This is a genomic window from Mesorhizobium sp. 128a, from assembly GCF_053848025.1.
On sequence record NZ_JBSPKY010000006.1, the window covers coordinates 77,066 to 90,181 of the forward strand.

The following is a 13,116-nucleotide window of genomic DNA, read 5'->3' on the forward strand; positions in this document are numbered from 1 at the left end:
CGACATGGCTTCGCAGGCTCTTACATCAAACGAACCGCTTTTCAGCAGGCCCGGCGGAAGGGATGGACGCCGGCTGCTTGCGCTGCCCGGCGTTGTCGCAATCGCCGGGGCGCTGGTTACGGCCGCAATCTCCTTTGCGATCCTGGTCGGCGCGACGCCGATCACGCCGGACGCAAACACGACGCTGACGCTGATTGCCGTCAACGCCGGGTTCGTGCTGGCGCTGATTGCCTTGGTCGGCCGCGAGGTGCATCGCATCGTCATGGCGCGCCGGCACGGGAAGGCGGCGTCGCGGCTGCATGTGCGCATCGTGGCGATGTTTGCGCTGGTCGCTGCCATACCCGCCATCATGGTGGCCATCATTGCCTCGATCACGCTCGATATCGGCCTCGACCGCTGGTTCGAGATCCGCACCAAGACGATCGTCAACTCGTCGCTGTCGATCGCCGATGCCTACGTGCAGGAAAATGCTCGCAATCTTCAGGGCACTACGCTGTCGATGGCTTACGATCTCGACGCTTCACGCACGCTTTACGGCCTCGATCGAACCGGTTTTCTCGACCTTATGAACAAGGAAGCCGTGGGCAGGACCCTGGCGCATGCGGCGCTGATCAAGCCGGATGGCTCTTTCGTCATGAGCGCCAAGACCGATACGAATTTCGCCATGCCGGAGCCGCCGGAAGGAGCTGTGGCGAGTGCGGCCGACGGCAAACCGGTGCTGATCGAGCCGAAGACGCGCAACATCATGGGCGCCATCGTCAAATTGCGGGAGATCGAAGGCCTCTACCTCTACACCATTCGTCTCGTCGATCCCCAGGTGATCAAGGCGCGGCAGATCGTCCAGTCCAACACCGCAGAATATCGCGGCCTGGAAGATAACAGACGGACCTCGCAGGTGGCGTTCGCGCTGCCCTATCTGTCGCTGACGCTGATCATCATCCTGTCGGCCATCTGGACCGGCATAGCGGTGGCCGACCGTCTGGTGCGGCCCATTCGCCAGCTCATCGGCGCGGCCGACGAGGTTGCCACCGGCAATCTCGATGTCGCCGTGCCGGTGCGGCCTTCCGACGGTGATGTAGCCTCGCTTGGCGATACGTTCAACAAGATGCTGCTTGAGCTGAAATCGCAGCGCAACGAGATCCTGTCGGCCAAGGATTTGATCGACGAGCGGCGGCGTTTCTCGGAAGCGGTGCTGGCCGGCGTCACCGCCGGCGTCATCGGCGTCGACCCCTACGGCATCGTCACCATCGTCAACAAGTCCGCCGAAACGATGTTGGCGATATCGGCGACGGCAGCGCTCGGGCAGAACCTGTCGGCCGTGCTGCCTCATGTCGGCCGCGTCTTTGAGATCGGCCGCAAATCCGGCAAGCCGGTCTACCGCGAACAGGTCACCTTCTACCGCGCCGGCGCCGAGCGCACCTTCAACGTGCAGATCACCATCGAGGCCGGCGACGACGGCTCGGAGGAGAAGTCCTACGTGGTGACGGTCGACGACATCACCGATCTGGTGCAGGCGCAGCGCTCCTCGGCCTGGGCGGACGTGGCACGGCGTATTGCGCATGAAATCAAGAACCCGCTGACGCCAATCCAGCTTTCGGCCGAGCGCATCAAACGCCGTTTCGGTAAGGTCATCACCGAGGACCGCGAGATTTTCGATCAGTGCACCGACACCATCATCCGGCAGGTCGAGGACATCGGCCGCATGGTCGACGAATTTTCTGCTTTCGCCCGCATGCCGAAGCCCGAGATGAAGGCCATCGATCTGCGCGAATCATTGCGCGAGGCCTCGTTCCTGGTCGAGGTGAGCCGTGCCGACATCGCTTTCGAACGCGTCTTCGGCAACGAGCCGCTCAAGGGCACTTTCGACAGCCGTCTGATGGCGCAAGCTTTCGGCAACGTCATCAAGAACGCCGCCGAAGCGATTGACGGACTGGAACAAAAGGACGGTTCGCACGGCATAATCCGGATTCAAGCAACCCGGCAGAATGGCGCGATCAGAATCGACGTCATCGATAATGGCAAAGGCCTGCCGCGCGAGAATCGCCAAAGGCTGCTCGAGCCCTATATGACGACACGCGAGAAGGGCACCGGGCTCGGCCTCGCCATCGTCAAGAAGATCGTCGAAGACCATGGCGGGCGGCTCGAACTGCACGATGCGCCTGCGGACTTCCACGGTGGACGCGGCGCGATGATCTCGATCATCCTGCCACCAGCCGCCGCAACCGCGCCGCCACGCGGTCAAGGCGAAACGGAACACGAAAGAGAAACTGAAAAGGTCGGTAATGGCGTCTGATATTCTCATCGTCGATGACGAGGAAGACATCCGTGAGCTCGTCGCGGGCATATTGAGCGACGAAGGGCATGAAACCCGCACGGCGTTCGATGCCGACAGCGCGCTCGCGGCAATAGCCGATCGTGCGCCGCGGCTGATTTTCCTCGACATCTGGTTGCAGGGCTCGCGCCTGGACGGGCTGGCGCTGCTCGACGAGATCAAGACGATGCATCCGAGCCTGCCGGTGGTGATGATCTCGGGCCACGGCAATATCGAGACGGCCGTGTCGGCCATCCGCCGCGGCGCCTATGATTTCATCGAGAAGCCGTTCAAGGCCGACCGGCTGATCCTGATCGCCGAGCGGGCGCTCGAAACCTCGAAGTTGCGGCGCGAAGTCTCCGACCTCAAGCAGCGCAGCGGCGAAACCTTCGACCTGATCGGCATGTCGTCGGCGATGAGCCAGCTGCGCCAGACCATTGAGCGCGTCGCGCCGACCAACAGCCGCGTCATGATCATCGGTCCGTCCGGTTCGGGCAAGGAGCTCGCCGCACGGGCCATCCACACGCTGTCGACGCGCAAGGGCGCGCCGTTCGTGACGCTGAGTGCGGCCAACATCACGCCCGAGCGCATGGAGATCGAGCTGTTCGGCACCGAATCGAACGGCACCGAGCGCAAGGTCGGCGCGTTGGAGGAGGCGCATCGCGGCATTCTCTACATCGACGAAGTCGCCGACATGCCGCGCGAGACGCAAAACAAGATCCTGCGCGTGCTGGTCGAGCAGCAGTTCGAGCGGGTCGGCGGCACCAAGCGGGTCAAGGTCGACGTCCGCATCATTTCCTCGACCTCGCAGAACCTCGAAGCGATGATTGCCGACGGTCGTTTCCGCGAGGACCTCTATCACCGTCTGGCGGTGGTTCCGGTCATGGTGCCGGGCCTGGCCGAGCGGCGTGAGGACATTCCGTACCTCGTCGACAATTTCATGAAGCAGATCGCACGCCAGGCCGGCATCAAGCCGCGCCGCATTGGCGACGATGCGCTGGCCGTACTGCAGGCGCACAACTGGCCGGGCAATGTCCGCCAGTTGCGCAACAATGTCGAACGGCTGATGATCCTGGCGCGCGGCGACGATGTCGATGCACCGATCACCGCCGACCTTCTGCCGTCGGAGATCGGCGATGTCATGCCGCGTACGCCGAACCAGTCGGACCAGCACATTATGGCGCTGCCGCTGCGCGAGGCCCGCGAACAGTTCGAGAAGGATTACCTGATCGCCCAGATCAACCGGTTCGGCGGCAACATCTCGAAGACGGCGGAGTTCATCGGCATGGAGCGCTCCGCGTTGCACCGCAAGCTGAAGTCGCTGGGGGTCTGATCCCCATTGTTGTTGGGCCAGCGGGCCGTGGCCCATGCAATTGCCGGTTACGGCAGCGGCGGAATCGCCTAGAAATAGCGGGACTTTTCTGAGGGATCACTGGATGCCGCGCATTGCCTATGTGAACGGGCGCTATGTCGCCCATGCCGACGCTGCCGTGCATATCGAGGATCGCGGCTATCAGTTCGCCGACGGCGTCTACGAGGTCTGCGAGGTGGCGCAGGGCTTTATCGTCGACATGCCGCGCCATCTTGCCCGGCTGAACCGCTCGCTCAGCGAACTTTCGATCGACTGGCCGGTCACCAAGGGCGTGCTGCCGCTTCTCCTGCGCGAGGTCGTGCGGCGTAATCAGGTCGTCAACGGTCTGGTCTATGTCCAGGTGACGCGCGGCGTCGCCAGCCGCGACTTCGTTTTCCCGGCCGATACGCTGTCGTCGCTGGTCATTACGGCCAGAAAAGCCGATCCGGCGGCGGCCGTAAAGCGGGCCGAGACCGGCATCAAGGTCATCACCGTGTCGGAAAACCGCTGGGACCGTGTCGACATCAAGAGTACCGGCCTGCTGCCCAATGTGCTGGCCAAGCAGAAGGCCAAGGAAGCCGACGCCCAGGAAGCATGGTTCGTCGACACCGACGGCAACGTCAAGGAAGGCGGGTCCTCGAATGCCTGGATCGTCACCCGGGACGGCATTCTGGTGACCCGGCCGGCCGAGCACGGCATCCTGCGCGGCATCACTCGTACCACCATGTTCGAGGTGGCGGCCAAGCTCGGTTTGAAGATCGAGGAACGCGGTTTTTCGGTCGCCGAGGCCAAGGCGGCGCGCGAAGCTTTCATCAGTTCGGCAACGACAATCGCCATGCCGGTGGTGGCAATCGACGGCGCTGCGGTCGCCAATGGCCATCCCGGCTCAATAACACTTTCATTGCGGCAAGCCTTTTTTGACGTTGCGGAAAAAAGTCCAGCCTGATAACCGCACAGGTGGAATGAACATCAATATATCTCGTTCTGCTTGTCGTTACTGACGGCAAGGGGGTGTTTGCAAGCTTGACATGTGCCCGCTAATTTGGCGCATTGGCCTGCAAACCGAAGGGGATCGGCGAAAGACAAAAACAATGGCGGAACGATCGCAAAACCTTCAGGACCTGTTCCTGAATTCAGTTCGCAAGAGCAAAAATCCACTCACCATCTTTCTCATCAACGGCGTCAAGCTGACCGGCGTGGTCACTTCCTTCGACAACTTCTGTGTTCTGCTGCGCCGCGACGGCCACTCCCAGCTCGTCTACAAGCATGCCATTTCCACGATCATGCCGAGCCAGCCGGTTCAGATGTTCGATGGCGAGGAAAGCCAGGGCGCCTGATTGGCACGTGAGAAAGACGCGGACCGCAGCGTCCGCGGGAAACCAGCGCATCACCCCGGGCCGGAAGCCAACGGTCCGACCCGGGCGGTTGTCATTGTGCCGGTGCTTACCCGGCATCAGCGCAGCGATGACGAGACGAACCGTCCACGGCTAACGCGATCGGCCGAGGCCCGCCACGACGAGGCGGTCGGCCTTGCCCGCGCCATCGACCTCGACCTGATTCATACGGCGGTGGTGACCGTCAACGATCCACGCCCGGCAACCTTGCTCGGCAGCGGCAAGGTCGCGGAGTTCGCGGCAATCGTCAAAGAAGGGCACGCGGAGGTGGTCATTGTCGACCATCCGCTGACGCCGGTGCAGCAGCGCAATCTCGAGAAGGAATTCAACGCCAAGGTGCTCGACCGCACCGGGCTGATCCTGGAAATCTTCGGCGAGCGCGCGCGGACCAAGGAAGGCACGCTGCAGGTCGAGCTTGCCCATCTCAACTACCAGAAGGGTCGCCTGGTGCGGAGCTGGACCCACCTTGAACGCCAGCGCGGCGGTGCCGGCTTCCTCGGCGGCCCCGGCGAAACGCAGATCGAGTCGGACCGGCGGCAGCTGCAGGAGAAGATCATCAAGCTCAAACACGAGCTGGAAACGGTGCGCCGCACCCGCGACCTGCACCGCGCCAAGCGCAAGAAGGTGCCGTTCCCGGTGGTGGCGATCGTCGGCTACACCAATGCCGGCAAGTCGACGCTGTTCAACCGGCTGACCGGGGCAGACGTGCTGGCGGAAGACATGCTGTTTGCCACGCTGGATCCGACGCTGCGCCGCGTGCGCCTGCCGCACGGCACGCCGATCATCCTGTCGGATACGGTCGGCTTCATTTCGGATTTGCCGACGCATCTGGTCGCCGCCTTCCGCGCCACGCTGGAAGAGGTGGTCGAGGCGGACCTGGTCATCCATCTTCGTGATATCTCGGATCCGGACACCGCTGCCCAGGCCGAGGATGTCGAACGCATCCTGGCCGATCTCGGCGTCGACGCGGGTGACGCCAAGCGTGTCGTCGAAGTGTGGAACAAGGTCGACCTGCTCGACGACGGCAACCGGGAGCGCCTGCTTGCCGATGGCGCCGACGGCAACAAGGCGCCGCCGATCGCCATCTCGGCCGTTACCGGCGAGGGGATCGATGCGCTGAAGGCGCTGATCGAGACCAGGATGTCGGGCGAACTCGAGGAACTGACGGTGACGATCGAGCCGGCGCAGTTTGGCCTCGTCGACTGGCTCTACCGCAATGGCGACATCGTTGCGCGCACCGACAATGACGATGGCAGCGCCACCATCGCGCTCAAGGCAACGCACAGCGCCCGGCAAGAGATCGAAAGCCGACTTCACCGTAAAAGCAAAGCGTAAGCCCGCTCACGTCTTGCCCTTGGCCTGCTGCCAGAGGGCTTCCATCTCGTCCAGCGTGGCTTTTTCCAGCGTGCTTCCCGACGCCTCAATTGCGAGCTCGACATAGTGGAAGCGCGAGCGGAACTTTTCGTTGGTGCCGCTCAGCGCCGCCTCCGAATCGAGCTTGAGGTGACGTCCCAGATTGACGACGGCAAACAGCATGTCGCCGAACTCGTCCTTGATCTCGGCCGTTTCGCCCTTGGCCAGCGCCTCGCGCAACTCGCCGATCTCTTCCTCGATCTTGTCGAGAATGGGGGCTGCCTCGCTCCAGTCGAAGCCGACCCGGGCCGCCTTCTCCTGCAGTTTCAGCGCGCGCGTCAAGGCGGGCAGGGCGACCGGCACGCTGTCCAGAAACCCTTTTCCATTGTCTTCCGAGTCGAGGCCGCGGGCCAGCCGCGCGCTTCGCTTTTCCGCCTTCTCCTCAGCCTTGATCTTTTCCCACATGCCCTTGGCCATGCCGGCACTGCGCGCCTCTTCATCGCCGAAGACATGCGGATGGCGGCGGATCATCTTGGTGGTGATGGCCTCAACCACGTCGCCGAAAGCGAAGTCGCCGGTCTCCTGCGCCATCTGCGCGTGGTAGACAACCTGCAGCAGGAGGTCGCCGAGCTCGTCGCGCAGATCGTCGAGATCGCCGCGCGCAATGGCGTCGGCAACCTCATAAGCTTCCTCGATCGTGTAGGGCGCGATGGTCGAGAAATCCTGCTCGATGTCCCAGGGACAGCCGGTCTTCGGCGCCCTGAGCGCGGCCATGATCTCGATCAGCCGGGAAATGTCTTGCGAAGGTTTCATGGCCAGGATGCTATCGTGCATGCGGCTTGCCGGCCAATGCCGTCGGCCGGCGAGGGGAGATTGTCCACAGGCGGCGGCAGACCCAGCCACTCTGCGAAGGTCGGTTGACCAAGACTTCTCGCCGCCGGGCCGTGGTGGAGGCTATGCTTCGTTATCCACACGCTGCAGGATCGCGCGATAACGGCTGCACACGGCGGGATCGGCATAGAAGTCCACTTCCGTATCAATGATCTCGTCAAGGCTTAGTTCAGGGTAATGCGCCTTGACTTTTGCCAGCACGTCTTGCGCTTGCTTGATTTCGCCGAGTTCGGAATGGCAGATGACAACACGAACGAGCGACCAGGGTGTTACAGTCGCCATTTTCGCGTAGCAGGCAGCCGCCTCGCGATATCGGCCAGCCGTCGTCAGTAAGACGCCGCGAAAGTCGTCATACCATCCCACAGCGTACGGGTCGCGGCGCTGAGCTTCGCTTATTTCACCGAGCCCTTCCTCGGGCCTGTCCGTGTGGTTGAGGAAAATAGCGCGGATACTGAGAATTAACGGGTCGTTCGGATTAAGCGCAACTGCCCGCTCAAGGCTGATTTCGGCTTGCCTGAACTGGCGCAAATACAAGTGAGCGAAGCCGGTGGCGAGATGCCCATAGGCCTCGTCGGGGTCAAGGCTCAATGCGGTTCTTGCTATCTCCAGTCCGGAATGCAAATGACCGGGATTGTTGTAGTCCCAATAGTACTTGAAGGACTCGACAAAGCTGAGCATGGCGTGGGCGGCAGCAAACCGCGGATCGAGCTTCACCGCCTGGCGCAGAAAGGGTTCTGCTTCTAGCACCGTGTCATAGACGGCTGCGAGTTGCAGCGCCCGCAAGTAATACTCATAGGCCGACATATTGTTGGTCGGCCGGGACCTGGCGCGCGACGCAATCGCTGTTCTGGTCTGTCGGGCCAGACGCGCCGCAATCATCTGGGTGATTTCGTCCTGGATGGCGAAAATGTCGTCGAGCTCCCGGTCGTAATGTTCGCCCCATATATGAGCCATCGAGACTGCGTCTGTCAGCTGCACGGCAATCCGCACCCGGTTGCCGATCTTTCGCACGCTGCCATCGACGACGTACTGCACGCCAAGTCTCTTTGCCACCTCGGCTAGGTCATTGGCCTTGCCGCGGAACTGGAAGGAGGAGTTCCGCGCAATGACCAGAAACTCCTTGAACTTGCCAAGCTCGGCGATGATGTCTTCGGTAATCCCGTCGCTGAAATAGTCCTGCTCCGGGTCGCCGCTCATATTGTCGAAGGGAAGTATGGCAATAGACGGCCTGGTCGACGCCTTAGCATCTGCCGTCGCCACGAAGGGCTTGGGACCTGCATATTTATAGCCGCGGCCATGCACGGTTACGATCATCTCGGCGGGCAGCAGTTTTCGCAGCGCCGAAATGTGCACCTGCAGCGTGTTCTCCTCCACCACCAGGCCGGGCCAGACCGCATCGAAGAGCTCGGTCTTGCCGACCACCTCATCCGGCCTCGCCAGCAATGTGGCGAGGATGTCGAAGGATCGCCCCGAAAGCTCCACCGGCCCATTGGGGCCTAGCAGCAGCCTTTCGGTGCGTTTCAGGTGATAGTTCCCGAACTCCAAGTCCATTTGCCAAGAACCTGTCCCTCGGGGGCAAGGATAACCCAAGACGGTTCTGAAGGCGAACTTCAGGGCTGTTCAGGACTGGTCAGGACTATTCAGGTCCGAACCAAGGACCTGAGTGGGGAGCGGTGTCATGCTTACCGTCACAGGAGGACACCATGACCGACATCTCCACCACCGCAGTGATCACCCTTCGCCGCCTTAGCCGGCTACGGCCAAGCCTTCCGAGGCTCGAAATCGGTGCATCGCTTGCCGCCGTATCCAGCGTGGTGGGAGATGCGCTCAAAATGGCATACGTTGGCCCCTACGCCAGTCGCCGTCGCCAGCCGGAGGTCGTCCCGGACGATGATCTTGAAGGTCGGGATCCCACCTGGTGAGAGGCGAAAGCCCGTTTCACACTTCCCGGAATTGCTCTAGTCGAGCACCGAGACGACCGCCTTGGCGAGATCATCCATGCCGTCTTCGGGCAGGCCGGCGACGTTGATGCGGCTGTCGCCGACCATGTAGACGCCGTATTCGGCCCGCAGCCGCTCGACCTGCGCTTCGGTGAGACCAAGCCTTGAAAACATGCCGCGATGGCTGGCGATGAAATCGAAGCGGTCGGAATTGGATTGCCGGCGCAGCGCATCGGCGAACTGGACGCGAAGTCTCAGCATGCGCAGCCGCATCTCCTCGAGTTCCGCCTCCCAATCGGCGCGAAGGCCATCGTCTTCCAGCACCATGCGCACTGCGGCGGCGCCATGGTCCGGCGGCATCGAATACATGGCGCGCGCCGCCGCCAGCATCTGGCTCATCGCCACATCGGCCTCAGCGCTGTTCCTAGCCATGATCATCGCCGCGCCGACGCGGTCACGGTAGACGGCAAAGTTCTTCGAACAGCTCGAGGCAACGACCATTTCGGGAACCTTTGCCGCCAGCAGGCGCAAGCCGGCGGCGTCGGCGTCGAGGCCTTCGCCAAAGCCCTGATAGGCAATGTCGACGAACGGCAACAACCCGCGCTCGGCGACGAGATCGGTGACCTTCGCCCATTGCGCGGCATCGAGATTGGCGCCGGTCGGGTTGTGGCAGCAGCCATGCAGCAGCACGATGTCGCCGGCCTCGGCTGTACCCAGCGCTGCCAGCATGTCGTCGAAGCGCACAGCGCCCGAAGTTGCGTCGAAATAGGGATAGTCGCGCACTTTGAGGCCGGCGCCGCGCATCACCGGCGGGTGGTTCGGCCATGTCGGGTCCGACAGCCACACGGTTGCGTCCGGGCGGGTCCGCTTAAGCAGCTCCGCCACCAGCCGCAGCGCGCCGGATCCGCCCGGCGCTTGCGCCGCGCGAATGCGGGTCATGTCGGCAGCGGGACCGAAGGCCAGCTTGACCATCGCCGTGTTGAAACCGGTGTCACCCGGAAGCCCGAGATAGGTCTTGGTGTCCTGACCTTGCAGCAACCGCTTCTCGGCCTCACGCAGAGCGCGCATGACCGGCGTCCTGCCGTCGCGATCCTTGTAGACGCCGACGCCGAGGTCGATCTTGCCGGGTCGCGGATCGGCACGGTAGGCGCCGATCAGAGCGATGATCTTGTCGGCGGGAGCAGGCTGCAGTGTTTCGAACATGGAGAGCGGTTTCCGGTGGCGGCGGAGTGATACGCAAATCGGCCGTGCTTCGCCAGCGCTTTCATGTGCGCCAGACGGAAAGCCCTGCCAGGACCATTATCGAGGCCGAAGCCCAGCCTACACGTTCCTGTCACATCGGCGTAGTTTGAATAGGTTTGCCGGGATACGACAAGAGCGGTGGCGAAAGGACAATGATGAGCCAGCAAGACAAGTTCGACCTCGCCATTGTCGGCGCCGGCATTGTCGGCCTTGCGCATGCGCTCGCAGCCGTCCGCCGTGGCCTTTCCGTCGTCGTCGTCGACCGCGACGCGCAGGCCAACGGCGCCTCGGTGCGCAATTTCGGCTTTGTCACGGTGAGTGGCCAGGAACGCGGCCAGGTGTGGCGACGTGCCATGCGCTCCCGCGACATCTGGCTGGAAGTGGCCGGGCCGGCCGGTATCGACGTCATCCAGCACGGCACGGTCGTTGTCGCGCGTCGCTCCGAAGCCCGCAGCGTGGTCGAGGCATTCCTGCGGACCGAGATGGGCGAGGGATGTTTGCTGCTCGAACCGGACGACCTGCGCCGCAAGTATCCGCAGCTTGCCGGGCAGGATTTCGCCGGCGCCCTTTGGAGCCCGCACGAGGTGCGCGTGGAATCGCGTGAGGCAATTCCGCGCCTTGCTGCTTTCCTCGCCGAGCGGCACGGCGTCGAATTCCGGCGCGAAACGGCGGTGCGCGGGATCGACCCGCCTGCCATCGAGACCAGCCGCGGCACAGTTCGCGCGGACAAGGTGGTTGTCTGCCCCGGCGACGATTTGGCAACGCTCTATCCCGAACGCATCGCGCTTTACGGCGTGAAGCGCTGCAAACTGCAGATGATGCGCCTTGCCGATCCCGGCTTCCGGCTTCCGGCCCCGGTGATGTCGGATCTCGGGCTTGCCCGTTACGCCGGCTACGCGGCCTTGCCGGAAGCTGTGGCCTTGCGGCGTCGGCTTGAGAGCGATCAACGCCATGCGCTGGACAATGGCGTGCATCTGATCGTGGTGCAGAGCGCCGACGGGACGCTGGTGGTCGGCGATTCGCACCATTACGCGGCGACGCCCGACCCGTTCGCCTCGGAGCGGGTCGACGAAATCATCTTGGAGGAATTCAGCGCCGTCTTTGGCCGTCCGCCGCCGCGCGTGCTGGAACGCTGGACCGGCATCTATGCCTCGGCGGCCGACCGCACGATGTTCGCCGACGCGCCGCAGGAGAATGTGCGCATGGTGATGATCACCAGCGGCACCGGCGCCTCGACCTCGTTCGCCATCGCCGAAGAGGTGATCGACGAACTCTTCGGTTCAACTACGGCAGCCGCCAGAAAGATCGCCTGATGCCCCCCCAGCACCTGCTTCGCGCCGTCGTTTTCGATTGGGCCGGCACTGTTGTCGATCACGGCTCGCTGGCGCCGATGGGCGTCTTCGTCGAAGCGTTCCAGGAATTCGGCGTTGCCATCAGCATCGAAGAGGCGCGCGGACCGATGGGCATGGCCAAGCGCCCGCACATTGCCGCGCTGATGGCGCTGCCGAGAATCTCGACCGCCTGGGCCAGACAGCATGGGCACGCACCGGCCGAAGCCGATATCGACGCCGTCTACGATGTCTTCGTGCCGAAGAACCGGGCTGTGGCCGCTCGCTTTTCCGATGTCATTCCCGGCGTTGCCGACGTGGTCGCCACGTTGCGCGCGCACGGCCTCAAGATCGGCTCGACCACCGGCTACACGCGCGACATCATGGCCGAAATCCTGCCGGGTGCGGCAGCGCATGGTTTTGCGCCGGATTGCCTGGTCTGCAGCGGCGACACGCCGGATGGCAGGCCGACGCCGTTCATGCTGTGGAAGGCGCTGACCGAGCTCGGCGTCTACCCGCCATGGCTCAGCGTCAAGGTCGACGACACCGAGGTCGGCATTTTAGAAGGCATCAATGCCGGCGCCTGGACGGTCGGGGTGTCGGTCACCGGCAATGTCTTCGGCCACTCGCTGGCCGAAACGCAGGCACTGGCGCCGGACCTGTTTCGCACCAAGCGCGCCGAGGCAACGGCCAAGCTCAGCGCTGCCGGCGCGCACTATGTCGTCAACGGCGTTGCCGATCTGTTGCCGGTCATTGCGATGATCGAGGGAAGGCTGCGGCGCGGCGAGCGGCCCTGAGCAGGGCCATTCCGAGGCGGTCAGTGTGTCGTGATGACCCGCCGCATAAGCGCCCTTCCAAGCACGGTGAGCACGATGCCAATCAGCAGGAAGAAACCGCCCAGCATGCCCGCCAACCCGGCAAGGAACCAGCGTCCGGCGAAGCTGTCGACGGAGGCATTTTGCGGATTGGTTGGATCGTAGGCGACTGGGACGCTGTCGCCATCGCCCCAGAACGAGCTGTGGACGGCATTGTTAAAGCGGATGACGGTGCCGTCGGCTGTCGAGAACTCGATGAGGGGATTGTATTCGGCGGCGACAATCTTGCCTGTCGCCGAAGCGGTGCGAGGGCCATACATCTCGACGATGGCTAGCACCCCGGAGACGATCAGTCCGACAATGCCAAGAAACATGAACACTCTGCCGACGATCGGCAGCGCCGCGGCACCCGTCACCCGATCACCGCCGACCATCTTTTGCTCCTTGGAAAGACGGAAAGGCTAAGCCATCAGCATGAAGCAAACATCTGC

At 63.1% G+C, this 13,116-nt stretch carries 12 protein-coding genes; 8 read left to right on the forward strand and 4 right to left on the reverse strand.

Going from position 1 to position 13,116, the window contains the following annotated elements:
• Positions 1-4: 4 nt before the first annotated feature.
• From ACWTU9_RS12710 to hflX, 5 genes are all read left to right on the forward strand, one after another.
• Positions 5-2,293 carry an ATP-binding protein gene (locus ACWTU9_RS12710; RefSeq protein WP_455858561.1) on the forward strand — a complete coding sequence of 763 codons (2,289 nt, stop codon included), beginning with the start codon at positions 5-7 and terminating at the stop codon, positions 2,291-2,293.
• A complete protein-coding gene (gene ntrX / locus ACWTU9_RS12715) occupies positions 2,283-3,644 on the forward strand; it encodes a nitrogen assimilation response regulator NtrX (protein ID WP_181056899.1) in 1,362 nt (453 codons plus the stop codon). The genes ACWTU9_RS12710 and ntrX overlap by 11 nt, the downstream gene beginning before the upstream one ends.
• Before the next feature lie 103 nt (positions 3,645-3,747).
• Positions 3,748-4,608 (forward strand): D-amino-acid transaminase, encoded by an 861-nt coding sequence (locus tag ACWTU9_RS12720; protein WP_455858562.1) that lies wholly within the window; start codon positions 3,748-3,750, stop codon positions 4,606-4,608.
• Positions 4,609-4,753: 145 nt separating this feature from the next.
• A complete protein-coding gene (hfq, locus tag ACWTU9_RS12725) occupies positions 4,754-4,999 on the forward strand; it encodes an RNA chaperone Hfq (protein ID WP_006202172.1) in 246 nt (81 codons plus the stop codon).
• Positions 5,000-6,391, forward strand: a complete 1,392-nt coding sequence (gene hflX, locus ACWTU9_RS12730) for a GTPase HflX (protein ID WP_455858563.1) — start codon at positions 5,000-5,002, stop codon at positions 6,389-6,391.
• Positions 6,392-6,397: 6 nt separating this feature from the next.
• Here the strand turns inward: hflX and mazG are convergent, their stop codons facing one another.
• Together mazG and ACWTU9_RS12740 are read right to left on the reverse strand one after the other, a co-directional pair.
• The gene (gene mazG, locus ACWTU9_RS12735; RefSeq protein WP_455858717.1) at positions 6,398-7,222 is read right to left on the reverse strand and encodes a nucleoside triphosphate pyrophosphohydrolase; all 825 of its coding nucleotides are present in this window, start codon (positions 7,220-7,222) and stop codon (positions 6,398-6,400) included.
• A 141-nt stretch (positions 7,223-7,363) separates the two neighbouring features.
• A complete protein-coding gene (locus ACWTU9_RS12740) occupies positions 7,364-8,782 on the reverse strand; it encodes a winged helix-turn-helix domain-containing tetratricopeptide repeat protein (RefSeq protein WP_455858564.1) in 1,419 nt (472 codons plus the stop codon).
• Positions 8,783-9,003: 221 nt separating this feature from the next.
• Here ACWTU9_RS12740 and ACWTU9_RS12745 point away from each other — a divergent pair, with 221 nt between their 5' ends.
• A complete protein-coding gene (locus tag ACWTU9_RS12745; RefSeq protein ID WP_455858565.1) occupies positions 9,004-9,222 on the forward strand; it encodes a hypothetical protein in 219 nt (72 codons plus the stop codon).
• 36 nt (positions 9,223-9,258) lie between these two features.
• Here the strand turns inward: ACWTU9_RS12745 and ACWTU9_RS12750 are convergent, their stop codons facing one another.
• Entirely contained in the window at positions 9,259-10,443 is a 1,185-nt protein-coding gene (locus ACWTU9_RS12750; RefSeq protein ID WP_455858566.1) for an amino acid aminotransferase, read from the reverse strand.
• 191 nt (positions 10,444-10,634) lie between these two features.
• On the opposite strand from ACWTU9_RS12750, the gene ACWTU9_RS12755 reads away from it, so the two are divergent.
• Positions 10,635-11,795, forward strand: coding sequence for a TIGR03364 family FAD-dependent oxidoreductase (locus ACWTU9_RS12755; protein ID WP_455858567.1), 1,161 nt, complete (start codon positions 10,635-10,637; stop codon positions 11,793-11,795).
• A complete protein-coding gene (phnX, locus tag ACWTU9_RS12760) occupies positions 11,795-12,607 on the forward strand; it encodes a phosphonoacetaldehyde hydrolase (protein WP_455858568.1) in 813 nt (270 codons plus the stop codon). Before ACWTU9_RS12755 ends, phnX begins: the two co-directional genes overlap by 1 nt.
• A 20-nt stretch (positions 12,608-12,627) precedes the next feature.
• On the opposite strand, the gene ACWTU9_RS12765 is transcribed toward phnX, so the two are convergent.
• A complete protein-coding gene (locus ACWTU9_RS12765) occupies positions 12,628-13,059 on the reverse strand; it encodes a DUF3592 domain-containing protein (protein WP_455858569.1) in 432 nt (143 codons plus the stop codon).
• Positions 13,060-13,116: the final 57 nt, after the last annotated feature.

Excerpts from the sequence above, each read along its gene's own strand:
- ACWTU9_RS12710 (WP_455858561.1), top strand. The coding sequence starts at position 5 with ATGGCTTCGCAGGCTCTTACATCAAACGAACCGCTTTTCAGCAGGCCC.
- ntrX (WP_181056899.1), top strand. The coding sequence starts at position 2,283 with ATGGCGTCTGATATTCTCATCGTCGATGACGAGGAAGACATCCGTGAG.
- ACWTU9_RS12720 (WP_455858562.1), top strand. The coding sequence starts at position 3,748 with ATGCCGCGCATTGCCTATGTGAACGGGCGCTATGTCGCCCATGCCGAC.
- hfq (WP_006202172.1), top strand. The coding sequence starts at position 4,754 with ATGGCGGAACGATCGCAAAACCTTCAGGACCTGTTCCTGAATTCAGTT.
- mazG (WP_455858717.1), bottom strand. The coding sequence starts at position 7,222 with ATGAAACCTTCGCAAGACATTTCCCGGCTGATCGAGATCATGGCCGCG.
- ACWTU9_RS12745 (WP_455858565.1), top strand. The coding sequence starts at position 9,004 with ATGACCGACATCTCCACCACCGCAGTGATCACCCTTCGCCGCCTTAGC.
- ACWTU9_RS12750 (WP_455858566.1), bottom strand. The coding sequence starts at position 10,443 with ATGTTCGAAACACTGCAGCCTGCTCCCGCCGACAAGATCATCGCTCTG.
- ACWTU9_RS12755 (WP_455858567.1), top strand. The coding sequence starts at position 10,635 with ATGATGAGCCAGCAAGACAAGTTCGACCTCGCCATTGTCGGCGCCGGC.
- phnX (WP_455858568.1), top strand. The coding sequence starts at position 11,795 with ATGCCCCCCCAGCACCTGCTTCGCGCCGTCGTTTTCGATTGGGCCGGC.
- ACWTU9_RS12765 (WP_455858569.1), bottom strand. The coding sequence starts at position 13,059 with ATGGTCGGCGGTGATCGGGTGACGGGTGCCGCGGCGCTGCCGATCGTC.